This is a genomic window from Citrobacter sedlakii NBRC 105722, from assembly GCF_000759835.1.
GTDB classification, from domain to species: Bacteria; Pseudomonadota; Gammaproteobacteria; order Enterobacterales; family Enterobacteriaceae; genus Citrobacter_A; species Citrobacter_A sedlakii.
The window spans coordinates 207619-230840 of sequence record NZ_BBNB01000001.1 but is presented as its reverse complement, the minus strand read 5'-3'; the positions used below and the strand labels follow the sequence as shown (position 1 = coordinate 230840).

Annotated in this window: 18 protein-coding genes; 6 read left to right on the top strand and 12 right to left on the bottom strand. The window is 55.5% G+C overall.

What is annotated here, in order from left to right; all coding sequences use genetic code 11:
• Nucleotides 1–5 precede the first annotated feature (5 nt).
• Nucleotides 6–1448: an L-asparagine permease gene (gene ansP, locus CSE01S_RS01105; RefSeq protein ID WP_042283115.1), complete on the bottom strand. Its 1443-nt coding sequence runs from the start codon at nt 1446–1448 to the stop codon at nt 6–8.
• Between the two features lie 266 nt (nt 1449–1714).
• On the opposite strand from ansP, the gene CSE01S_RS01095 reads away from it, so the two are divergent.
• Entirely contained in the window at nt 1715–2332 is a 618-nt protein-coding gene (locus CSE01S_RS01095) for a glutathione S-transferase family protein (RefSeq protein WP_042283110.1), read from the top strand.
• A gap of 50 nt (nt 2333–2382) precedes the next feature.
• Here CSE01S_RS01095 and CSE01S_RS01090 read toward each other — a convergent pair whose 3' ends face one another.
• Both CSE01S_RS01090 and CSE01S_RS01085 read right to left on the bottom strand, forming a co-directional pair.
• The gene (locus tag CSE01S_RS01090) at nt 2383–4359 is read right to left on the bottom strand and encodes an alkyl/aryl-sulfatase (protein ID WP_042283108.1); all 1977 of its coding nucleotides are present in this window, start codon (nt 4357–4359) and stop codon (nt 2383–2385) included.
• A gap of 166 nt (nt 4360–4525) precedes the next feature.
• Nucleotides 4526–4888, bottom strand: a complete 363-nt coding sequence (locus tag CSE01S_RS01085; RefSeq protein WP_042283106.1) for a TIR domain-containing protein — start codon at nt 4886–4888, stop codon at nt 4526–4528.
• Between the two features lie 149 nt (nt 4889–5037).
• Here CSE01S_RS01085 and CSE01S_RS01080 point away from each other — a divergent pair, with 149 nt between their 5' ends.
• A complete protein-coding gene (locus tag CSE01S_RS01080) occupies nt 5038–5793 on the top strand; it encodes a DeoR/GlpR family DNA-binding transcription regulator (protein WP_042283104.1) in 756 nt (251 codons plus the stop codon).
• On the opposite strand, the gene CSE01S_RS01075 is transcribed toward CSE01S_RS01080, so the two are convergent.
• Entirely contained in the window at nt 5794–6363 is a 570-nt protein-coding gene (locus tag CSE01S_RS01075; RefSeq protein ID WP_042283101.1) for a flavin reductase family protein, read from the bottom strand.
• 135 nt (nt 6364–6498) lie between these two features.
• Between CSE01S_RS01075 and nhoA the strand changes: the two genes are divergently transcribed.
• Nucleotides 6499–7344, top strand: a complete 846-nt coding sequence (gene nhoA, locus CSE01S_RS01070; RefSeq protein WP_042283099.1) for an N-hydroxyarylamine O-acetyltransferase — start codon at nt 6499–6501, stop codon at nt 7342–7344.
• A gap of 40 nt (nt 7345–7384) precedes the next feature.
• Here nhoA and CSE01S_RS01065 read toward each other — a convergent pair whose 3' ends face one another.
• The 8 genes from CSE01S_RS01065 to CSE01S_RS01030 form a co-directional block, all read right to left on the bottom strand.
• Complete coding sequence (locus CSE01S_RS01065; protein ID WP_052406266.1) at nt 7385–10333, bottom strand: autotransporter outer membrane beta-barrel domain-containing protein; 2949 nt, start codon at nt 10331–10333, stop codon at nt 7385–7387.
• Between the two features lie 338 nt (nt 10334–10671).
• Nucleotides 10672–11352 (bottom strand): respiratory nitrate reductase subunit gamma, encoded by a 681-nt coding sequence (gene narI, locus CSE01S_RS01060; RefSeq protein ID WP_042283097.1) that lies wholly within the window; start codon nt 11350–11352, stop codon nt 10672–10674.
• Nucleotides 11349–12044: a nitrate reductase molybdenum cofactor assembly chaperone gene (gene narW / locus CSE01S_RS01055; RefSeq protein WP_042283094.1), complete on the bottom strand. Its 696-nt coding sequence runs from the start codon at nt 12042–12044 to the stop codon at nt 11349–11351. The genes narI and narW overlap by 4 nt, the downstream gene beginning before the upstream one ends.
• Complete coding sequence (gene narH / locus CSE01S_RS01050) at nt 12044–13588, bottom strand: nitrate reductase subunit beta (RefSeq protein ID WP_042283092.1); 1545 nt, start codon at nt 13586–13588, stop codon at nt 12044–12046. The genes narW and narH overlap by 1 nt, the downstream gene beginning before the upstream one ends.
• Complete coding sequence (locus tag CSE01S_RS01045; protein WP_042283090.1) at nt 13585–17325, bottom strand: nitrate reductase subunit alpha; 3741 nt, start codon at nt 17323–17325, stop codon at nt 13585–13587. The genes narH and CSE01S_RS01045 overlap by 4 nt, the downstream gene beginning before the upstream one ends.
• Nucleotides 17326–17421: 96 nt before the next feature.
• The gene (locus CSE01S_RS01040; protein ID WP_042283087.1) at nt 17422–18810 is read right to left on the bottom strand and encodes a NarK family nitrate/nitrite MFS transporter; all 1389 of its coding nucleotides are present in this window, start codon (nt 18808–18810) and stop codon (nt 17422–17424) included.
• 226 nt (nt 18811–19036) lie between these two features.
• Entirely contained in the window at nt 19037–19615 is a 579-nt protein-coding gene (locus CSE01S_RS01035) for a TetR family transcriptional regulator (protein WP_042283084.1), read from the bottom strand.
• A 68-nt stretch (nt 19616–19683) separates the two neighbouring features.
• Nucleotides 19684–20481: an IclR family transcriptional regulator domain-containing protein gene (locus CSE01S_RS01030; protein WP_042283082.1), complete on the bottom strand. Its 798-nt coding sequence runs from the start codon at nt 20479–20481 to the stop codon at nt 19684–19686.
• Nucleotides 20482–20692: 211 nt separating this feature from the next.
• Between CSE01S_RS01030 and CSE01S_RS01025 the strand changes: the two genes are divergently transcribed.
• The 3 genes from CSE01S_RS01025 (at nt 20693) to catA (ending at nt 23161) form a co-directional block, all read left to right on the top strand.
• Complete coding sequence (locus CSE01S_RS01025) at nt 20693–21865, top strand: muconate cycloisomerase family protein (RefSeq protein WP_167333849.1); 1173 nt, start codon at nt 20693–20695, stop codon at nt 21863–21865.
• A gap of 12 nt (nt 21866–21877) precedes the next feature.
• The gene (catC, locus tag CSE01S_RS01020) at nt 21878–22168 is read left to right on the top strand and encodes a muconolactone Delta-isomerase (RefSeq protein WP_042283075.1); all 291 of its coding nucleotides are present in this window, start codon (nt 21878–21880) and stop codon (nt 22166–22168) included.
• Between the two features lie 66 nt (nt 22169–22234).
• A complete protein-coding gene (catA, locus tag CSE01S_RS01015) occupies nt 22235–23161 on the top strand; it encodes a catechol 1,2-dioxygenase (protein ID WP_042283073.1) in 927 nt (308 codons plus the stop codon).
• The last annotated feature ends 61 nt before the right edge of the window (nt 23162–23222 follow it).

Here is a 23222-nt window from a genome sequence, read left to right as displayed (position 1 = left end):
ATTTTTTATGGCGCAGTGCGATGGATTTCCGCAACGCGTTTACGAACGCCAAACCAACCAGCAACCAGCAGAATGGCGATCAGCGGCAGGGAAGCGATGGTATAGGTGCCGTTCGGATAGTCAAACGCCATCAGCACCAGTACGCTTAACAGGAAAAGCAGCGTCAGCCAGGAGGTGAACGGCGCGCCCGGCAGCTTGAAGCTGACATCGGCGGCTTTGCCCTCTTTGATTGCCTTGCGCAGGCGCAACTGGCACACCACAATGAATCCCCACGACGCAATAATGCCCAGCGAGGCGAAGTTGAGGACGATCTCAAAAACCTGGGAAGGCACCAGGTAGTTGAGGAAGACGCCCACAACATACACCGCCAGCGTCGCCATAATGCCCGCCCAGGGCACATGCTGGCGGCTCATCTTACTCATAAATTTCGGGGCGGAGCCGCCCATCGCCATTGAGCGCAGAATCCGTCCGGTGCAGTACAGGCCGGAGTTCAGACTGGAGAGCGCGGCGGTCAACACCACAATGTTCATGATGCTGCCAATATAGGGCACGCCAAGTTTTGAGAAGAACGTGACGAACGGGCTTTGTCCGGCCTGGTAGGCATTCCACGGCAGCAGCAGAACCAGCAGCACCACGGAACCCACGTAGAACAGGCCGATACGCCAGATCACGCTGTTAATGGCTTTAGGCACCATGGTCTGCGGATCTTTACACTCACCGGCGGCGGTGCCGACCAGTTCGATAGAGGCAAACGCAAAGACGACACCCTGCACCAGAACCAGCGCGGGCAGCAGGCCGTGAGGGAAGAATCCGCCGTTATCGGTGATCAAATGAAAACCGGTGGCGTTGCCGTCCAGCGGTTTGCCGGACCCCAGAAAGACCGTGCCCACCACCAGAAAGATCACAATTGCCAGCACTTTCACCAGCGCGAACCAGAACTCCATTTCGGCAAACCATTTTACGCCAATCATGTTCATGGTGCCGACGATGGCCAGCGCGCCGAGAGCAAAGACCCATTGCGGTACGTCGCCAAACGCGCCCCAGTAGTGCATATACAGGGCCACGGCGGTGATATCGACAATTCCCGTCATCGCCCAGTTGACGAAATACATCCACCCGGCCACATAAGCGGCTTTTTCACCGAGAAATTCGCGGGCATAAGAGACAAAGCTGCCGCTGGAAGGGCGATGGAGAACCAGTTCGCCCAGCGCGCGAAGGATAAAGAACGAGAAAATCCCGCAAACGAGATAAACCAGCGCCAGCGCCGGACCGGCCATTTGCAGGCGTGCGCCCGCGCCTAAAAATAACCCGGTGCCAATGGCGCCGCCAATGGCGATCATCTGAACCTGACGGTTGCCCATTGCTTTGTGATAGCCTTCCTCATGGGCATTCAACCAGCGTCGTTTCGCCGCGTGCTGCGCCGACGCCGTGGTGTCTTGTGTATTCATTCCGTTTCCTGTTACCTGTCTAAGTGAGAATACTGTTGTCGCGACAGCCGCCGCGACGCGGTAAATTTTTCCCGTCATTCTGTGTACGGATAAAACCACCGGCGAAGCATCCTACCTGCAAATAATAAACGGCGCAAAATATACGAATACGAATGGTCAGTCTGCGTAATAAATAAGCAATGCGCACCTGCAACGCGCCGGATCGGGCTACGGGCGGCATCTGCCAGGTTACTCTACACTTACTCTTTTAACCGGGTGGAGGCAGCATGATTAAGATCTACGGCGCGCCGGGCTGGGGTTCGGCGATTAGCGAGCTGATGCTTACGCTGGCGGACATTCCCTATCAGTTCGTTGATGTCAGCGGATTTGACCGCGACGGGCCGCAGCGCGATTTACTGTTAAAGCTGAATCCGCTGTGTCAGGTGCCGACGCTAACGCTGGAAAACGGCGAGGTAATGAGCGAAACGGCGGCCATCGCGCTTATGGTCCTCGACCGCCGTCCCGAACTGGCTCCCCCTGTTGGCAGTGCGGAACGACAGCAGTTTCAACGTTTGCTGATCTGGCTGGTCGCTAACGTCTATCCGACCTATACCTTTGCCGATTACCCTGAACGCTGGTCGCCGCAAGCGCCAGAAGCGCTGAAAAAAAACGTTATCGAATACCGTAAATCGCTCTATCTGTGGCTAAATGACCAGCTCAGCGCTGAGCCGTATGCGTTTGGCGAGCAGTTAACCCTGCTGGACTGCTACCTCTGCGTGATGCGCACATGGGGACCGGGACACGACTGGTTTCAGGACAACACGCCCAATATCAGCGCGATAGCGGATGCGGTTTGCCAGTTACCGACGTTACGTCAGGTGCTTAAGCGCAATGAAATTGTATAAGTGCGGAAACGGAGAAAGCGATGCCCGGCAGTGAGCCGGGCATACGCTGATTACGGGGTGACAATATTGAACCAGAATTCGAACTTATCCATATAGCCGAGCAGTTCGTTGAGTTTTTCCGCATTGCCGGTGATTTTTACGTCACCTTTGTCCGTGGCCTCTTTCAGCGTTTCCTCTTTTAGCACAATGCGATTCAGTGCGTCGCGCGACAGGCTGATCGTCGCGTCTGCCTGCGGATCTTCAACGTTTGCGGTATGGTTCAGGACGCCGTTTTCCAGCTCCACTTTGTATTTCCCGCCGTCTTCCCCAAAGTCAATATTAAGCACTGCTTTCGCATCCGCCGCCTTTTCACCGTTGATGTGAACCGCGAGATAATCAAAGAACATTTCCGGCGTCATTGCCCGCACGGTATCCGGGCTGGCGGTGTTAGGCGTAGGCATTTTTTGCACGCCATTACGCAATTCCTGTGCGCCAGTCAGATAAAAGTTACGCCACGGACCCGATTCCGCCTGGTAACCCAACTGTTCGAGCGCATCCGCCTCCAGGTTCCTTGCCGCCTGATTATTCGGATCGGCAAAAACCACTTTGCTTACCACTTGCGCAACCCAACGGTAATTCCCCTGATCGTAATCCTGCTTCGCTTTTTGCAGAATGGCATCCGCGCCGCCCATGTATTCGACAAATTTCTTCGCCGCTTCTTCCGGCGGCAGCTCATCAAGGGTAGCCGGATTGCCATCAAACCAGCCGAGATAGAGCACATAAGTGGCTTTGACGTCGTGGCTGACGGAACCATAGTAGCCGCGGTTCGCCCAGGTGTGGGCAAGCGACGGCGGCAGTGTAAAGTTAGCGGCGATCTCGTCGCGGGTGAGCCCCTGATTCGCCATGCGCAGGGTCTGGTCGTTGATATAGCGGTACAGGTCGCGCTGGCTCTTCAGCAGTTTCACGACATTGTCGTTACCCCATGTCGGCCAGTGATGCTGGGCGAGGATAATTTCGGCTTTATCACCCCATAAATTGAGCGCTTCATTAATGTATTTTGACCACGGCAACGGCTGGCGAATTTTGGCGCCGCGCAAAGAATACGTGTTATGCAGCGTGTGGGTGACATCCTCGGCGGTCTCGATGATTTTCTTCTCTTCGATATACCACAACATTTCGGAAGGGGCTTCAGAGCCTGGCGCCATCAGGAAATCGTAGGTCAGGCCGTCAATCACCTCTTTTTGCCCTGTTTTGGTGATGTAGTGGGTCGGGGCGATCAACGTGACGGTACCTGCAGACGTCGTGGTGCCCAGTCCCGCGCCTACCTGGCCTTTGACATCAGGCTTTAGCAGGTTGCCGTACATATAACTGGCCCGGCGGCTCATCACATTACCAGCCATGATATTTTCCGACACCGCTTCTTCCATAAAACCTGCGGGCGCGTAGATTTTCACTTTGCCGGACTTCACATCCGCTTCATCCACCACGCCGCGCACGCCGCCATAGTGGTCAACGTGGCTGTGGGTATAAATGATGGCCACAACTGGTTTGTTTCCGCGATTCTTATAGTACAAATCCATGCCGACCTTTGCCGTTTCCGCTGAAACCAGCGGGTCAACAACGGTAATACCTTCTTTTCCTTCGATAATCGTCATATTGGACAGATCGAGGTTGCGGATCTGATATACCCCGTCAGTCACTTCAAACAGGCCGCTAATGTTAATCAGTTGCGCCTGACGCCAGAGGCTTGGGTTGACTGAATCCGGCGCTTTATCGCCTTCTTTAATAAACGCGTACTGTTGGGGGTTCCAGATCACATTGCCTTGTTCACCCTTGATTACCTCCTGCGGTATCGGGGCGATAAAGCCCTTATGCGCATCGGTAAAGTCTGTGTTATCCGAGAAGGGCAGTTGATTATAAAGCGCGTTATTGGCCTGTTGGGTGGCGGCTGTGGCGTCTTTCGGCGCTTCGACAGCCAGAAGGGGCAGGGAATATGACGTCAGCATCCCAGCGAGGATGAAGCCTCTGGCGATGGTATTGAGTTGCATTGAATAACCTCTCTTTAGAATGGCGAATAGGCTTTTAGGTATGTCATGCACAACGGAGGGTTGGCGTGGAAATTTGAGGTAATGCAACATTAACTATAGTGGGCTTCGCAAGGACGGCAAGGCGGTGCAGATACCGGCAGGTGATTGATATCTGCACAATTTATCATCAGGCCTGCGGAATAGCCTCCAGAGTGGTGTAGACGTTCAGTCCCAGTTGGCGGGCGATCTCGATATCTTTATCCGCGCCTCGGGAAGCGCCGGGAATACGATAAATGGCGTTACAGCGGGTGATCAACCGATGTGCGACCGGATAAAGCATCGCTTCGCTGATGTCATCGCCCAGCGAGGTTGAACCCGCCGCTTTCGCCAGCGGCAAGGCGAGCCATTCGCCAATCACCGGGATATGCCCGCGCTGGTAGACGGCAAGCGCGGCGGCTTCCAGACGGTGCAAATTCGCATCAATCAATGCCTGTTTACCGTCTGTACCGCTGCGATACGGTCCGGCGATCAAGATAAGTTGTGCTGTCATCATGTCCTCACTAAAGAAAAAGAGTGCGCAGAATTGCGTATTTCTGCACGTTTTTGTTGCCTGAGAGGCCCTGCGTTTGTAGAGTAGGCATCATAAACAGCATATTCGTGCACGATCAAGAGTTATCGTGCAAAACCAGGAATAAACCGATGCTTACCGATCAGCGTAAAAAATTGATTCTCGATCTGCTCGCCGCAGAAGGACAGGTGTTGTCAAAATCGCTCAGCAGCCGTTTTGCGGTTTCGGAGGACACCATTCGCCGTGACCTGCGGGAGCTGGCGGCAGAAGGGCGTTTACAGCGGGTCCACGGCGGCGCGCTGCCTGCCTCTTCCGCCGTTGGTACGTTTGTGGAGCGAAAAACGCTCAAAACCGATGCTAAAAAACGACTGGCGCAGAAAGGCGCGACGCTTATCTCAAACGGCCAGGTGGTCATTGTGGATGGCGGTACGACCACCACCGAGCTGATTGCCTGTCTGCCGGACGATCTCAACATTACGGTAGTCACGCACAGTCCGGGCATTGCGCTGGAGCTGGTGAATCATCCTCTCATCGAAATCATTCTGATTGGCGGTCGGGTGTATAAACACTCCATCGTTACCGTTGGCGCGGCGGCGGTGGAAGGTATCCGCAATATTCAGGCCGATCTGTTTTTTATGGGGGCAACAGGGATCCACCCGGAAGTGGGATTAACCACGGGCGATTACGAAGAAGCGTGCATCAAACGCGCATTTTCCGCCAGGGCGGCGGAAACCATCGTTCTGGCTTCACCGGAAAAAATCAATACGGCCTCGCCCTTCGCCATTGGCGATGTGTCGTTGATCAACACCGTCGTGGTGGAAGATAACACCGATAACGGCTGGATCACCGCCATGCGGGCGAAAGGCGTGACGGTAATAAAGGCGTAATTAGCCCGCAGTGACGCGTTTACCGCTGGTTACAAACGTACCCGCGCCGAGGTGGTGCAGGGTATTACGTTTATCGTCATCGAACTGCCAGCGGCCTTCCGTGAACGCCCGCGCATCCGCAGCGGCAGAAACCACTTCACCAAACAGAGTATCGTATTTTTCCTGGGCTGCGGTGGCGGGAAGCAGGCGGCATTCCATCCACGCAAGGCATTTTTCTTCGACTAACGGCAGGCCAAGCACCGGGCCGTTTACCACCGGAATACCATAACAGTTGAACTTGTCCTCGTCGCGCCCGGAAACGCTGCCGACAGCCCATGTCCAGTTGGTCGCCGCTACGCCGGGTATGACGATGCCGAACAGGCCGCTGCGCTCAATCAACTCGCGTGACCAGGTTGATTTATCCACCACTATCGCGATACGAGGCGGCTCAAATTCAACCGGCATTGACCAGGCGGCGGCCATGATATTGCGTCTTGCGCTGGCGTCGTCGCGACTGGTGATCAACACCGTGGGACCGTGATTGAGCAGGCGGCTGGCGTGGCGTAATTCGACAGGGCGGAATCGACTCATCGGGTTGTCTCGCAACGTGTTTTCTGAGTATTAATGATAAGTGGCTGGGCGCCAATTTGCACAATAAGTGGCGTCTCTTTCGGGATCCATCGTTTATACTCTTTCGCACCTTACCGGATCACCGCAGGAACCCCGATGACCCCCATCCTGAATGCCTACTTCGCCCGCCTGAACTGGTCCGGGCCGACCGACGTCACGCTTGAGACGCTGCGGGCGCTGCACTTACAGCATAACTGTACCATTCCTTTTGAAAACCTGGACGTTCTGCTGCCGCGCGAAATGCAGCTGGACGAACAGTCGCTGGCGGAGAAACTGATCGGCGCCCGCCGTGGCGGCTACTGTTTTGAGCAAAATGGCGTATTCGAGCGGGTCTTACGCGAACTGGGGTTTACCGTTCGCAGCTTGCTGGGGCGGGTTGTGCTGTCGAATCCGCCGAGCCTGCCGCCGCGAACCCATCGTCTGCTGTTAGTCGAAGTGGACGGCGAAGCGTGGATCGCGGATGTTGGTTTTGGCGGACAGACGTTGACTGCGCCGATTCGCCTGCTTGCGGACATCCCACAGCAGACGCCGCACGGTGAGTACCGACTGTTGCAGGAAGGCGAAGACTGGATTTTGCAATTTCGTCATCACACGCACTGGCAGTCGATGTACCGTTTCGATCTGGTTACTCAGCATCAGAGCGATTATGTGATGGGCAACTTCTGGTCTGCTCACTGGCCGCAGTCGCATTTTCGCCATCATTTGCTGATGTGCCGTCATTTGCCTGATGGCGGCAAGCTGACGCTCACCAATTTCTACTTTACCCATTATGAACACGGGCACGCGGTTGAGCAGATTCACTGTCCGGACGTCGCGTCACTGTATGTCTTACTCCAGGATCGTTTTGGGCTCGGGGTAGACGATGCAAAGCATGGGATCAGTGAAGCTGAACTGGCAAGGGTGATGGCGGCGTTTGATACGCATCCGGAGGCGGGGAAGTAAGTCACAGGCCCGGAAGCATTGCGCCACCGGGCCGTATTTATCAGAACGACGCTTTAATGCCGAGCATCGCCGAGGTGTCGCTGTAGCCTTTATCGCCGACCTGCTGCGCGACGTTGCTCCACAGGGAGACGTTCTTTGTCAGCTGGCCTTCCACACCGGCCTTCAGCTCGCCGATATTGCGGGTACCGTCCAGATTCACGTTGTCACCGTTCATCGACACGCCGAACTCCTTGCTGTTGTGGATCCAGTTCGCTTCGACAAACGGCTGGAAGGTGCGGCCTTTACCGTCATCCAGTTTGTTGTGGCCCTTGCCGAACAGACGCACGCCGACGCGGGTCTGCACGTTACCGTCACCGTGACCGGTTACGCGGGTGCCGTTGGCTTCGCGGTGTTCGTCCGCCTTTACGCCCATCCAGGTGACCTGCGCTTTCGGCTGGATATACAGCGCGTTACGCTCGCTGATGTCCGCCAGTTTCCATGTGTAGCCGGATTCCACCGACGCGGTGAAGCCTTTTGAGTCGTACTCTTCGGATTCGACGCCGCGACCGGAAACGGTGTTGTCAAACCAGCTGTACTGCGCCCAGGTATCGACATACGCGCCTTCGTGGGTGGCGTTGTCCTGCAGCCAGGTGCCGTACAGACCGACGCTGTAACCGCTGATGCGGCTGTCGGCGCGGTTGCCGTTACGCTGGTTTTCCGCCCGCGCTTTCTGGTTGGCGTAGCCCGCCATCAGACCAAGGTGGAAACGGTCAGTGTTGTCGGAAGACCACTGGGCGATGTCGCCGCCAAGCTGCATCACATAGCGGTTGGCCTGCATATCCAGCTGGCCGCTGCTGTCTTTCTGGCGGGTATGACCACCGACGTTGCGCAGCCACAGGCTGGTCACCGCTTTCTCACCGGTCAGGGCGTCGACGTAGTGGGTTTCGCCCAGGCGGTCGTGCAGACGGGTGTTAAACATCGTGTTCGCCGCCTGCAGGTTCATGCCGTACAGACCCGCCTCCGGACGCACCGCGTTTTCGCGCGGGGTTGGGGAAGGCTCTACCGGATCAACAGGCGCCAGCGGCTCTTGCGGCTCTGGTTGCGGTTCTGTCGATAGCGCGCTGGTCAGATACCAGTTCTTGTCGTTCTGGCCTTCACCACGCGCCAGGGTGTAGTCATAGGCACCCGCCACGATACGTCCGTTTTGGGTAAACACGCCGTCAGAATTACCCGCCACACTGATCAGTTCGATACCGTTCGTTGTCAGGCCGCCTGCGCCGCCCGCGTTCAGCACCGTCACGTTCGTGTTACCGGAGGTATTGCCCTGCACAACCAGCTTGTCGGTGGGTGATGCATCATCGCCCAGTTGGGTGTTCATCACGAGATTACCGTTATTACCGGCGTAATCACCGTTCACCGTCAGGGTTTTGAACGTTGCCGCGTCGCGGGTCAGCGTGCGGGAGGCGGTGTCGCCAGGCATGAAATTCAGCGTGGCGTCGTTCAGGGTCAGCGTGGTCAGTGTAGAGTTGGCAACCATATCCCAGCGGCTGTTGCTACCATTCAGTTCCATATTGATGGAACCTTGTTCTTCAATAGCCGTGTCGCCATAAATGTAGGAGTTATCGCCAGACACAATGTTAATCGCATGGTCGCCGCGGACCAGCATTTTACCCCATGCAACCAGCTTATTATTGTTAGTGATATCCGTTGAACCCCAGCGTCCATAAATGGAGTACAGCGTATCGGCGACAGACTCATAGGCGTTCCGATCACCTAAAATGACATCGCCAGTAAACAGGGCGTCCGCCTGATAAAGCAGATATGACTCTTTACCCCCCTTAGAGGTAATGGCGATGTTGCCGACGATCGTATCGGCGTCCCATTGCACGATACCGTCATCCTGATTCACGTTGGCGCTAAAAAAGCCCCACAGCGTTGCCTTATCATTGCCGGATAACGTTATTTTCGCATCGTTGATACGATGCGTAGCCGTCTCAGCGGGATCGTCACCCCACAAATAAATACCGCGGACAATATCATTTCCCGAGCTATCAATATCAATTTTATTGATAATCAGATCGGTATGTTTACCGTTGCCGCCGAGGTATGTCAGGCCATCAGCGTAGCCTTCCTCGGTGGTGCTTTTAATTTTGATACTGACATCGTTGAAAACACGCTTACCGCTCAGGGAGGAACTGGTGAACGAGTCGAAAATAAGAATGCCTGTGACATCAGAGTAGCGGTCAGTTGAATTACTGGTTAACTGAATATCCGTATGTCCGGCCAACTCCAGGTCGGTATATGTGCGAATCCCTTCCAGATAAAAGGTGGGGGAGACAATATTAATGGTGGTGTTACCGGTGACGGTGACTTTCCCGCCCCATAACGCCATGCCGGTATCGGTTGAGTCGCCAGATTCACGGATGCCGGGACGGGTATACGCGATATCAATATTCTCGGCGTTTAAAATCCCCTGCGATCCGGCGCTGATACCGCCGCCTCTGATGGTGGTCAGGCCTTTCAGGTCGGCCCGGGCATTATCGCCAACGTACAGCCCGTTCGATTCTTCGCTGTCATTCATGTTAATGAAGGTGTAATTTTCGGCGGTCAGTTTGCCGGTGCCATACAGGGCAATACCATCGGAAGTCGAATAGGTCCCATTCGAGCGCGGGTCGAAGTTAAGGGTAAAATGATTACCCAGATTTATCTCACCGGCTTTAAGGTAAGCGAACCAGACGTTTCGGGAACCTGTTGCGTTAACTACGCCGGTACTGTTCATTGTGATATTGTCGGCGAAATCAACGCGACCATCAGCAACGTTAATATCAATTCTTGAGATTTCATCCCCATTGGTGATATTCACCGTGCGTTGGTCGCTGGGCGTGCTGGCGTCGAGAGTATATTTTACTGGCGCGGAAAAAGCAGAAAAGGTTGTAGTGGCTAATAATGCACTTAATAATAAAGCAATTTTTTTGGGTTTAATTTGGGGTGATAAGGCAGGTATCTTCATAGATAAATTCCAGTATCCTTGAGTAATGCGTAGATAAGACACCAGTCCTGGCGTCTGTTATTTATTTCATAGAAAGAAAGGTAGAACGGCAGGAAAATTGTCTAATTCTGCTTAAGCGAAGGCAAATGAAATGATTTTAACTCGTCACCAGCATTAATGGCTCGGGCGGGCGCCGAGTGCTGGTCAGAGATGCGGTATTTAAAGTATTTAAGAGAATTTTAAACTGTGGCACGCAAATCTTCGTCATTTCTTAAATACAGCGCCGCCGTGTTAAGGAAACAGAGAATGATACTTAAGGAAATAAACCCGGCAGGCGAGGCGCTACCGGGCGAAAAAACTTATCGGCGAGAACGGACTATCTGGTATCGGCGGGTAAAATACTCAAACGGCGCGCTCCAGACGTGTACCAGACGGGTGAACGGGAACAGCAGAAAAATGGTCATCCCCAACACCAGATGGACGCGGAAAACGAAGGCAACGCCATTAAGCATTTCTGACGAGCCGCCACGGAAGGTGACAATACTCTGTGCCCAGCCAACCAGCTTCATCATTTCACTGCCGTCAGGATATTGGGCTGAAAACGGAATAGTACTCAGCCCAAGCAGGCACTGGATCAGCAGGATGCTCATGATGATAATGTCCGGCGTGGTCGAGGTGGCGCGGACGCGCTGGTTGGTGAGACGACGCCAGAGCAAACCAGCGCCGCCAATGAGCGTCAGTACACCGCACACGCCGCCGAGAACCATCGCCATTTGCTGTTTGACCGCGATCGGCAAAAACCAGGCGTACATCCAGTGCGGTGTCAACATGCCGAAAAGATGGCCGAAGAAAATGCCGAGTATGCCGATGTGGAACAGGTTCGACCAGACCACCATGCCGCGCTTATCCAGCATCTGGCTGGACGAGGCGCGCCAGGTGTACTGACCATAATCATACCGCAGCCAACTACCGAGAAAAAAAACGGTCGCGCAGATGTAAGGGTAGATATCGTAAAAAAAGACGTTCAGGTACTGTATCATTTCGGGCCTCCCGCACTGACGTCGACGTACTGAGGCGCCACGTCCTGGCTAAAGCGTCGTTGATATTGGTGTAACGGTGAGCTGTCACAGGCTGTGGCGTTATCTTCAATAAACTTCACCTGTTCTTCTTCCCAGACGGCATCAAGCGCCTGACGAGTGTCATCACGGCTTTCTTGCGTTACCTGTGGCGTGACGCTGTCACTTGAAAGCGGGCTTCCGGCGAGGTTCAGCAGGGCATCGAATAATTGATACCACGGGGCGCCGCGCTGTTTCAGCCTCCCTCCCAGTAACGCCAGAATCGGCGCGACGTTTTGCAGACCTTCGCGCGCATCGGCTTCCGACAAAATGCTGAGATATTCGAGATACAGCGGCAAATGGTCGGGAAGTTCGCGACAGTCGAGTTGCAGACCCACTTTCTCGTACTGGGTCATCAGATCGACCATCGCCTGGCCGCGATCGCGGGACTCGGCGTGGACATGTTCAAACAGCAGTAGCGACGTGGCGCGGCCCCGGTCAAAGACTTCACACCATTCGGCCTGCTTATCCAGCAGCGGGGCGTTGAGCATGTCGGTGGCGAAGCCGTTGAGCGCAGGCGCGTCGTGACGCACCATCGCCAGCACTTCGTCTTTGCATTCCCAGAGAAACTCATCCGGGTATTCCATCAACAGACCGATCGCTTTGAGGATTTGCATTATTCTCCCTCCGCTTTATCACGCACTTCGGTGATGTTGATGGCGTCAATGCGGCTACTGTTGAACAGGTTGAACTTGGTGTCGGAACCGTGGCAGCCGTCGCCAAAGGTAAAGCCGCAGCCGTTGCGCTCAGGGAAGGCGTCGCGCGCCATCTCGCGATGGCTGGTCGGGATCACGAAACGGTCTTCGTAGTTGGCGATCGCCAGATAGCGATACATCTCCTCAACCTGTTCGACGCTCAGGCCCACTTCCTCAATGGCGCGGGTATCCGTCACGCCTTCCACTGTTTGCGAACGCATGTAATGACGCATGGCCATCATGCGCTTCAGGGCGCGCAGCACCGGGCCGGTATCGCCTGCGCTGAGCATATTCGCAAGGTACTGCACCGGAATGCGCAGGCTTTCGATCGCCGGCAGTACGCCATTTGACGGCGGCAGCCCTCCGGCGTCGGCGTAAGACTGAATCGGCGACAGCGGCGGGACGTACCAGACCATCGGCAAGGTGCGGTATTCCGGATGCAGCGGCAACGCCAGTTTCCAGTCCATCGCCATTTTATAGACAGGGGAACGCTGCGCCGCGTCGATCACGTTCTGCGGAATACCCTGTTTCAAGGCCTCTTCAATCACCGCCGGGTCGTTCGGGTTCAGGAACACGTCGCACTGACGCTCGTACAGATCGGTTTCATGCTCGGTGCTGGCGGCTTCTTCGATGCGGTCTGCGTCATACAACAACACGCCGAGGTAGCGAATGCGCCCAACACAGGTTTCAGAACACACGGTTGGCTGCCCGGACTCAATGCGCGGATAGCAGAAGATGCATTTCTCAGACTTGCCGCTCTTCCAGTTGAAGTAGATTTTTTTGTACGGGCAGCCGCTAATGCACAGACGCCAGCCGCGGCACTTGTCCTGGTCGATCAGCACGATGCCGTCTTCTTCACGCTTATAGATCGCGCCGCTCGGGCAAGTGGCGACGCAGCTTGGGTTCAGACAATGTTCGCAAAGGCGGGGCAGATACATCATGAAGGTGTTTTCAAACTGCCCGTACATTTCCTTCTGGATCTTGTCGAAGTTACGGTCACGGGCGCGCTTTTCAAACTCGCCGCCAAGCAGTTCTTCCCAGTTTGGCCCCCAGATAATTTTGTCCATCCGCTTACCGTCAATCAACGAGCGCGGGCGGGCGGTCGGCTGGTGTTTACCCTCCGGCGCGCTGTGCAGGTGCTGATAGTCAAAAGTAAAGGGCTCATAGTAGTCGTCTATCTGCGGCACAACCGGGTTTGCGAAGATTTTGGTGATGACGCCCATTTTTCCGCCCATGCGCGGGCGTATTTTACCGTTCACGTCGCGAACCCAGCCGCCTTGCCACTCTTCCTGGTCTTCCCAGTTTTTCGGATACCCGATACCCGGTTTGGTTTCGACGTTGTTAAACCATGCGTATTCCATCCCTTCACGTCCGGTCCAGACGTTTTTACAGGTGACAGAGCAGGTGTGGCAGCCAATGCATTTATCGAGGTTAAGCACCATCCCAACCTGTGAGCGTATTTTCATTTTTTCGCCTCCTGTACCTGATTGCGACCTTCATCATCCAGCCAGTCGATATTTTTCATTTTTCGAATCATGATGAACTCGTCGCGGTTAGAGCCGACGGTGCCATAGTAGTTAAAGCCATAGGCCAGTTGAGCGTAGCCGCCGATCATGTGTGTGGGTTTCGGACAGACGCGGGTTACCGAGTTATGAATACCGCCACGCATCCCGGTAATTTCTGACCCCGGAATATTCATGATGCGTTCCTGGGCGTGATACATCATGGTCATCCCCGGCGGTACACGCTGGCTGACCACCGCGCGAGCGGTCAGTGCGCCGTTGGCGTTGAAGGCTTCAATCCAGTCGTTGTCTTCAATGCCCAGCTCGCGGGCGTCGGTTTCGCTTATCCAGACAATCGGTCCCCCACGTGACAGCGTCAGCATGAGCAGGTTTTCGCTATACGTAGAGTGGATGCCCCATTTCTGATGGGGCGTCAGGAAGTTGAGCGCTTTTTCCGGGAAGCCGTTGGGCGGGATCTCGCGCATTTCGCTGACGCTGCGGGTGTCTATCGGCGGTCGATAGGCGACAAGGCTTTCACCGAATGCGCGCATCCACTGATGATCCTGATACAACTGCTGGCGGCCAGAAAGGGTGCGCCAGGGGATCAGTTCGTGGACGTTGGTGTAACCCGCGTTATAAGAGACATGTTCGCTTTCCAGACCGGACCAGGTGGGGCTGGAGATGATTTTGCGCGGCTGCGCCTGAATATCACGAAAACGGATCTTCTCATCTTCTTTATTCAGCGCCAGATGGGTATGTTCGCGCCCGGTCATCGCGCCGAGCGCTTCCCACGCTTTCACCGCCACCTGACCGTTGGTTTCCGGCGCCAGCGCAAGGATCACTTCGGACGCGTCCAGCGCGGTGTCGATCCGCGGTCGGCCTTTAGCCGGGCCTTCGCGCTTGGTATAGTTCAGTTTACCGAGGAATTCGACTTCCGCCTCGGTATTCCAGGTGATGCCCTTGCCGCCGTTGCCCAGTTTATCCATCAGCGGGCCGAGCGAGGTGAAGCGCTCGTAAGTGGCGGGGTAGTCGCGTTCCACGACCACCAGGTTGGGCGCGGTTTTGCCGGGGATCAGATCGCACTCGTTTTTGCGCCAGTCGAGGATATCAAACGGTTGCGACAATTCTGCCGGGGAGTCGTGCTGCAACGGCTGCAACACCACGTCGGTTTCCTGACCCAGATGGCCGACACACACCTCGGAAAAGACCTTAGCGATGCCCTTGTAGATCTCCCAGTCGCTGCGCGATTCCCACGCGGGATCCACCGCCGCCGACAGCGGGTGAATAAACGGGTGCATATCCGACGTGTTCATATCATCTTTTTCGTACCAGGTGGCGGTCGGCAACACGATATCGGAGAACAGGCAGGTGCTGGACATGCGAAAGTCGAGCGTGACCAGCAGATCCAGCTTGCCTTCAATGGCGGCAGACTGCCATTCCACTTCTTCCGGTTTAATCCCCTCGCTAGAGCCGAGCGCTTCACCCTGAATGCCGCTTTCGGTCCCGAGCAAATATTTGAGCATGTATTCATGCCCTTTGCCGGATGAGCCGAGGAGGTTCGAGCGCCAGACAAACAGGTTGCGCGGGTGGTTATTGCCGCTGTCCGGCTGTTCGCAGGCAAAGCGGATATCGCCCGATTTCAGCGCCTGCACGGTGTAATCCACGGGTGACTGACCGGCTTTTTCCGCACGGGTTTTTAGCGTCAGCGGGTTAAGATTGAGCTGCGGCGCGGACGGCAGCCAGCCCATACGCTCAGCCCGCACGTTGAAGTCAATTAAATGGCCGGTAAATTTCGCCGGGTCGGCTAACGGTGAGAGAAGCTCCTGCGCAGTGAGCTTCTCATAACGCCACTGGCTGGCGTGATTATAGAAGAATGAGGTGCTGTTCATCTGGCGCGGCGGACGGTTCCAGTCCAGCGCGAAGGCCAGCGGCAGCCAGCCAGTCTGCGGACGCAGTTTTTCCTGGCCGACGTAGTGCGCCCAGCCGCCGCCGCTTTGTCCGACACAGCCGCAGAACACGAGGATGTTGATCATTCCGCGGTAGTTCATGTCCATGTGATACCAGTGGTTAACGCCGGCACCGAGGATAATCATCGAACGCCCGTGGGTTTTATGCGCCGTATCGGCAAATTCGCGGGCAATGGTTTCAATATGGTAACGCGGTACGCCGGTGATCTGTTCCGCCCAGGCGGGCGTATAGGCTTTCACTTCCGCATAATCTTTCGCGCCGTACGCATCGTCCAGCCCACGATCGAGGCCGTAGTTGGCGAGCACCAGATCATAGACGCTTACCACCGGACAACTGCTGCCGTCAGCAAGCGTCAGGCGTTTCACTGGCAACTGACGGACCAACACCGGTTCCTGCTTCACGCTACGGAAATGCGGGTTTTCGTTCCCTCCGAAATAGGGGAACGCCACCCCCAGGACCTCGTCATGTTGACCGAGCAGCGACAGTGTCAGTTCGGTTTCGTGGCCTGCCGCCAGCGGCTCGAGGTTCCATTTGCCTTTTTCACCCCAGCGGAAGCCAATTGAGCCGTTGGGCGCAACTAACTCACCGACGCTGTTGTATGCCACGGTTTTCCATTCCGGATTGTTGGCTTCGCCGAGACCGCCGACCAAATCGGACGCACGCATCATGCGGCCCGGAACGAAGCTGCCATCCTCGCGCGCATCCAGCAAAACCAGCATCGGCATGTCGGTATAGCGGCGGCAATAGTTGAGGAAGTAGTCGCTGGGGTTATCGAGATGGAACTCTTTGAGAATGACGTGGCCCATCGCCATCGCCAGCGCGCTGTCGGTGCCTTGCTTCGGCGCCAGCCACTGGTCGCTCAGCTTGGCGACCTCCGAAAAGTCAGGCGTAATGGCAACGGTTTTCGTGCCTTTGTAGCGGACTTCGGTAAAGAAGTGGGCGTCCGGGGTTCGGGTCTGGGGGACGTTTGATCCCCAGGCAATGATGTAGCTGGAGTTGTACCAGTCGGCGGATTCCGGCACATCGGTCTGTTCGCCCCACGTCATGGGCGATGCAGGCGGCAGGTCGCAATACCAGTCATAGAAGCTCAGGCAGGTCCCGCCGAGCAGCGAGAGATAACGGGTTCCGGCGGCATAGGACACCATCGACATGGCCGGGATCGGCGAAAATCCGGCAACGCGGTCCGGACCGTAGGTTTTTATCGTCCAGACGTTGGCCGCCGCGATCAGTTGATTCAACTCTTTCCAGTTGGACCGGATAAATCCGCCACGCCCGCGCACCTGTTTGTAACTCATGCATTTCTGCGGGTCGTTCATGATCGATTCCCAGGCCAGTACCGGGTCGCTGCACTGGGTCAACGCTTCGCGCCACAGTTCGATCAGGCGCTTGCGCACTAACGGGTACTTCAGACGATTGGCACTGTATAAATACCACGAATAGCTGGCCCCGCGTGGGCAACCGCGCGGTTCGTGGTTGGGCAGATCCGGACGGGTACGCGGATAGTCGGTCTGCTGGACTTCCCAGGTGACCAGGCCGTTTTTCACATAAATTTTCCAGCTACAGGAGCCGGTACAGTTCACCCCGTGGGTGGAACGCACAATCTTGTCGAACTGCCAGCGTTGACGATAACTGTCTTCCCAGTCGCGGTTGGTGTGCATCACCTGACCGTGACCGTCAGCGAAGGTGTCGCCCTTAGATTTAAAATAGCGGAAGCGATCCAACAGCTTGCTCATGACATTTCTCCTGCTTCGATAATGTTGCCGTCGTTCTGCAAGCCGGAGGATGGGGCAAGCGCCTTCTCCGGCCTGATAACAGCGATGAATATGTTGTTATTGTTGTGTGGGTTTGCGGCGACCGTAGACCAGCCAGGTCACCAGTACGCAGACGATGTAGAACACCAGAAAAATTTTCATGGCGCCGACGGGGGAGCCGGTCATTGCCAGTGACGTACCAAAGGCTTTCGGGATAAAGAAGCCGCCGACCGCGCCAATGGCGGAAATAAAGCCCAATGCCGCCGCGGTATCGGTCACCGCTTCACGCTGCGCCTGCTCATCTGTGCCGCCGCGAAGTTTGACTTTGTAAAGGGTGAGCTGGCGGAAGATCACGGCAATCATCTGGAAGGTGGAGCCGCTGCCCAGGCCCGCCGTGAAAAATAGCCCCATAAAGACGAGGTAGAAGGCGATAAAACTTCCTGAACCTGTACCGGGCAATGTCAGGAACAGCAGCGCGGAAAACAGCGCCATAAAGATGAAGTTGATCAGCGTCACGCGAACGCCGCCGAACTTATCGGAAATCACACCGCCAGCAGAGCGCGCCAGTGCGCCGATAAACGGGCCGAAAAACGCCAGATTCAGAATGTCGACCTCCGGAAACTGCGTTTTGGACAGCATGGCAAAGCCTGCTGAAAAACCGATAAACGAGCCGAAGGTCGCCAGATACAGCAGGCTGAGCAGCCAAAGATGAAAACGCTTGAGCACCGGTAACTGCGAGGCGATGGAGGCTTTTGAACTGGCGATATCGTTGGTGCCCATCCAGGCGGCGACAGTGGCGATAGCCAGTAGCGGCACCCAGATCCACGCGGCATTCGCCAGGGAGAGCAGACTGCCGTCAGGCTGCGGAACGCCCTGCACGCCGAGGAAGGTGAAAAGGGGCAAGAAGATCACCAGCGGCGCGACCAACTGCATTACGCTCACCCCGAGGTTGCCCAACCCTCCGTTAACGCCCAGCGCGCTTCCCTGTTTCGCCTTTGGAAAAAAGAAGCTGATATTGCCCATGCTGGAAGCAAAGTTGGCCCCGGCAAATCCACAGAGCAGCGCAATAATAATAAACACCCCGAAAGGGGTATTCGGGTTCTGAACGGCAAAACCGAGCCAGACGCAGGGAATAATCAGGATCGCGGTGCTGAAAACTGTCCAGCGACGTCCGCCAAATATAGGCACCATAAAGGAGTAGGGGACGCGTAATATTGCGCCAGAGAGAGAGGGTAATGCCGTTAATAAAAACAGTTGATCGGTGGTGAAATTAAAACCAATTTTATTAAGATTGACCGCCACCGCGCTAAAAAGCATCCAGACACAGAAGGCAAGTAACAGACAAGCCACTGAAATCCAGAGATTTCGTCGTGCGATGTGTTTTCCTTTATTTTCCCAGAAAGCGGGATTTTCAGGCTTCCAGTCACTCAAGAGATAACGATTATTTTTCTCATTTTGTAGCGCCATATTGCCCCTCGCATGCACATGTCGTTCATAAAAAAATAAAAAAGCAGGCCAAAGGGCGCATAACGCACGCTGTGCATTCGCCCTTTTTAGAATTTATTGATGTTTTTAGGAATATTGATGAAAGGATAGATAGAAAACGCGCAACCGGGCGGCGCGAAGGGGAAGAAAAAGTTGCTTAAGTGTTACTAAATGTAAACAAAAGATGTACTGTTTTTACATCTACGGTTCAGGAAAACAGCTCCAGGCTGATCATACGATCCAGATGACGTTCAAAAGCGGGATCCGCCATTTCCTGAAGACCAAGCACATACATGCCATCCAGGCCGCACACCAGGGCAATCAAACGCCAGGCAATATCCGCAGGGCCATCTGCCGTCGAGAATTCCCCTTCTGCCAGTCCACCTTCAATAATGGCCGTGGTCTTTTCATGCCACATGCGCATAGTGAGCAGGTAGGCGCTTTTGATATCCGCGTCCTGGTCGGCAAGGATCTGCGCTTCACGCCAGAGTTTGATATAAGGTTCGAAACCGCCGTCGTCGCTGCCAAGCATAGCATGCAGGCGCGCGCGCCAGCTGGCATCTTCGCCCGGGACGTCTGCGTCAAGCAACGTACTGATAATGCGCACAAATGCTTGCGATTTCAGATCGCCGGCAGAGGTAAAGTGATGATGTACCTGACCAGCGGCGACTTTCGCCTCGGTGGCAATACGTCGGACCGTCATGGCTTTAAATCCGTCTTCCAGCCCCACGCGCATTGCCGCCTGCAAAATCACTTCACGACGCTCATCTTTATGCAGATAGCCCATATGTACCTGTATCTTCCCGAAAAATGGCAGTGTAACAAAAAGCTGGACGCCTGTTCAATTACGGCAGTTTATAGCTTAAGCGACAGCTCCATCGCAGCGCGACGCAAGGGCGCGAGGGCTTTTAGCTTTAGTGCGTCGGCGCTCATCGATGAAGCCGGTACGCCGACGTTTAACGCGGCGACAAGGGTGCCGCTACGCGAAAGCAGCGGTACCGCCAGCGAGCATAAGCCCACTTCGATCTGACGATCGGCGAGCGCGTACCCTTGCATCCGCACCCGTCTGATTTCATCGCGTAGCGCAGAACGATCGCAAAGGGTATACGGGGTATAACGCAGTAAACTTGCTCGTGACAGTGTCACCTCTAACTGCTCTTCCGGCAGCGCGCTTAGCAGTACCCGTCCCATTGACGTAGCCCACGCCGGTAAACGACTCCCGCGCCCGATATCGACGCTGAGCAAATTGTTCATGGCTGCCCGGGCGATGTAAAGCACGTTGTCGCCGTCCAGCGTGGCCGCAGAGCACGACTCGCCGAGCGTTCTGGCAAGATCATCTAATGCCGCCTGCGCCACTTTCGCCAGCGGCGTACCGGCCAGATAGGCATGGCCTACGGCCAGAACGCGCGGAAGCAGCTCATAGCTGCGGCCATCAGGCGTGTGCACCATGCCAAGTGCGGCGAGAGTGTACAGACAACGCCTGACCGCGGCGCGTGAAATCTGCGTCTTTTGACTGAGTTGTGAGATGGTCAGGCGCTGACGCTGCGGGGTGAAGGCGTTCAGTACCGCCAGACCGCGCGCCAGCGACAGCATGAAATTCGGGTCCGATGCGGCCTGTCGCGTGCCGATCGTCGGCTGATGTTCATCGCTCATTGAATTCCTCTCCGCTGCAATTCGAAGCCATAGCGCACTCACTATACCTCGCGTGCGGGGACGGAAGGCGGAATATCCCCGTTTTCCCACGGGGATCACATTATTAACTTCAATGTAACATTCGCGCCGATAATCGCACACCATTTCGATTATCGCCGTTGACCCACTTCCCGGCTGACCCCTATTGTCAAAAGCACCGTCACCGTTCGTTATTGATGACGATCGCAAAAGTTATGACACGCATTCTCAGGAAGAAATGATGAGCGCAACCGTTGAAGAGATTGAAAGCTGGCTGGTCGATGTTCCGACCATCCGCCCCCATAAATTATCGATGACCACGATGGGCTGTCAGAGTCTGGTTATCGTGCGTATCACCCGTTCGGACGGCATTCAGGGCCTGGGAGAGGCGACAACCATCGGCGGGCTGAGCTACGGCGTAGAGAGTCCGGAGGCAATCCAGTCTGCGATTAGCCATTATCTGACCCCGCTGCTCAAAGGTCAGCCCGCAGATAATCTCAATGTGCTGACGGCGCGGATGAACGCAGCCGTGAAGGGCAATACTTTTGCGAAATCGGCCCTCGAAACGGCGCTACTGGATGCGCAGGCAAAAGCGCTTGGGTTGCCCGTTTCTGCGCTACTGGGCGGCGCGCTGAATACTGCGCTGCCCGTACTCTGGACACTGGCAAGCGGGAATACCGCAAACGACATTGCCGAAGGGCAGCGACTGCTGGAGGAAGGTCGACACCAGGCGTTTAAGCTGAAAATTGGCGCCAATGCGCTTGATGACGATCTTGGCCACACGCGGGCCATTGTCGAGGCGCTTGGCGATCGCGCCAGCATTCGGGTAGATGTCAATCAGGCATGGGACGCGACCGTCGCCGCGAAAGGCTGTCGGGAACTGGCGGCGATGGGGGTCGATCTGATTGAGCAACCGGTCAGCGCGCAGGACAGCGCGGCGCTGGTACGCCTGAGTCAGCAAACTGACGCCGCCATTCTGGCCGATGAGTCCGTCGCCAGCCATTTTGACGGTTACCGTCTGGCACAGCAGGGGTTTAGCGGCGCCTGGGCGTTAAAAATCGCCAAAGCGGGTGGTCCCGCCAGCGTGTTGAAACTGGCGCACGTCGCGCAGGCTGCCGGAATCAGTTTGTATGGCGGCACCATGCTGGAAGGAACGATCGGCACTGTCGCGTCGCTGCACGCCTGGTCGACGTTGTCATTACCGTGGGGAACGGAGATGTTTGGGCCGCTGCTCCTGAAGGATGACATTGTCTGCGTACCGCTGTCTTTCGCGAATGGCCACGTGGCGCTGCCGCAAACGCCCGGACTGGGCGTGGAACTGGATGAGGATAAATTACGCTTTTATGCCCGCGCACAGCGGGAATAACAGGAGGTCAACATGCTATTTAAAGTGGAAATGACGGTCAATATTCCGTACGGACTGCCGGTTAAAGAACAAGAAGAGATGAAAGCCCGCGAAAAAGCGTATTCCCAACGGTTACAACGGGAAGGGAAATGGCGCCATATCTGGCGCGTCGCAGGGCTGTACGCCAATATCAGCGTTTTCGATGTTCAGGATGCTGAAGAATTACATCAAATACTTATGGGGTTGCCGCTTTATCCTTTCATGGAGATTCATGTGGAAGCGCTGTGTCGCCACCCGTCGTCGATTCATGACAGCGATAAATAATCCTTACGCCGAACGCCGGAAATCGTTCTGGTATGACCCTACAGAAAATAAGAAGCGAGAAATATTATGAGCCATTCATTTATCAACCAACACACTGTTCAGGATTTATTGCGTGAAAGCGCCGGATTAAACTCGACCGATGGAAACGAACGTTTTAAATCGATTATTCATCGCTTGCTCACGAATATCTGTACATTAATTGACGACTACAATGTGACACAGGAAGAATTCTGGCATGCGGTGAATTATCTGCATGAACTTGGCGGACGTAAGGAAGCGGCGTTATTGGCGGCCGGATTGGGTCTGGAGCACTTTCTCGATCTGCGCCAGGAAGCGATCGAAGCCAGCCAGTCATCCGAAACGGGAACCCCACGCACCATTGAAGGGCCACTGTATGTTGCAAACGCGCCGCTGGCTGACGGGCATGACCGGATGGATGACGGTCTGGACGACGGAGAAGTCATGTGGCTGTACGGTGAAGTAAAAGACGTGCAGGGACACCCCGTCGCAGGCGCGATCGTGGACATCTGGCACGCCAATACGCTCGGCAACTATTCATTTTTCGACCCCAGCCAGAGCGAATATAACCTGCGTCGCCGTATTCGCACCGACGCGGAAGGACGCTACAGCGTGCGGAGTATTTTGCCTTCCGGCTACGGTTGTCCTCCTGATGGCCCTACCCAGGCGTTACTCGATCGTCTGGGCCGCCACGGTAACCGACCTGCTCATATCCATTTCTTTGTCTCTGCGCCGGGCTTTAAGCACCTTACCAGCCAGATTAACCTTAATGGCGATCGCTACCTGTGGGACGATTTTGCGTTTGCCACTCGCGATGGTCTGATCGCCGATCCGGTGAAGGTTACCGATCCCGCATTAATTGCGCAGCGTCAACTGGCAGGAGAACATACCGAGGTGCGATTCGACTTTACGCTCTGCAAGGCGCAGCGCGCCGAAGAAGAACAGCGTATTACTCGCCTGCGCGCGCTGGAATAATTCACCGCCCAATAAAGATTCACTGAACGCTTAATCCTGAATGATGCAGGAGGACCAGACA

Bases quoted from the DNA above. Each gene is read 5' to 3' on its own strand.
- CSE01S_RS01045 (WP_042283090.1), bottom strand. From the start codon at position 17,325: ATGAGCAAGCTGTTGGATCGCTTCCGCTATTTTAAATCTAAGGGCGAC.
- narI (WP_042283097.1), bottom strand. From the start codon at position 11,352: ATGATACAGTACCTGAACGTCTTTTTTTACGATATCTACCCTTACATC.
- catA (WP_042283073.1), top strand. From the start codon at position 22,235: ATGAGCCATTCATTTATCAACCAACACACTGTTCAGGATTTATTGCGT.
- CSE01S_RS01030 (WP_042283082.1), bottom strand. From the start codon at position 20,481: ATGAGCGATGAACATCAGCCGACGATCGGCACGCGACAGGCCGCATCG.
- CSE01S_RS01080 (WP_042283104.1), top strand. From the start codon at position 5,038: ATGCTTACCGATCAGCGTAAAAAATTGATTCTCGATCTGCTCGCCGCA.
- CSE01S_RS01095 (WP_042283110.1), top strand. From the start codon at position 1,715: ATGATTAAGATCTACGGCGCGCCGGGCTGGGGTTCGGCGATTAGCGAG.
- nhoA (WP_042283099.1), top strand. From the start codon at position 6,499: ATGACCCCCATCCTGAATGCCTACTTCGCCCGCCTGAACTGGTCCGGG.
- narW (WP_042283094.1), bottom strand. From the start codon at position 12,044: ATGCAAATCCTCAAAGCGATCGGTCTGTTGATGGAATACCCGGATGAG.
- catC (WP_042283075.1), top strand. From the start codon at position 21,878: ATGCTATTTAAAGTGGAAATGACGGTCAATATTCCGTACGGACTGCCG.
- CSE01S_RS01040 (WP_042283087.1), bottom strand. From the start codon at position 18,810: ATGGCGCTACAAAATGAGAAAAATAATCGTTATCTCTTGAGTGACTGG.
- CSE01S_RS01075 (WP_042283101.1), bottom strand. From the start codon at position 6,363: ATGAGTCGATTCCGCCCTGTCGAATTACGCCACGCCAGCCGCCTGCTC.
- CSE01S_RS01090 (WP_042283108.1), bottom strand. From the start codon at position 4,359: ATGCAACTCAATACCATCGCCAGAGGCTTCATCCTCGCTGGGATGCTG.
- ansP (WP_042283115.1), bottom strand. From the start codon at position 1,448: ATGAATACACAAGACACCACGGCGTCGGCGCAGCACGCGGCGAAACGA.
- CSE01S_RS01065 (WP_052406266.1), bottom strand. From the start codon at position 10,333: ATGAAGATACCTGCCTTATCACCCCAAATTAAACCCAAAAAAATTGCT.
- CSE01S_RS01035 (WP_042283084.1), bottom strand. From the start codon at position 19,615: ATGGGCTATCTGCATAAAGATGAGCGTCGTGAAGTGATTTTGCAGGCG.
- CSE01S_RS01085 (WP_042283106.1), bottom strand. From the start codon at position 4,888: ATGACAGCACAACTTATCTTGATCGCCGGACCGTATCGCAGCGGTACA.
- narH (WP_042283092.1), bottom strand. From the start codon at position 13,588: ATGAAAATACGCTCACAGGTTGGGATGGTGCTTAACCTCGATAAATGC.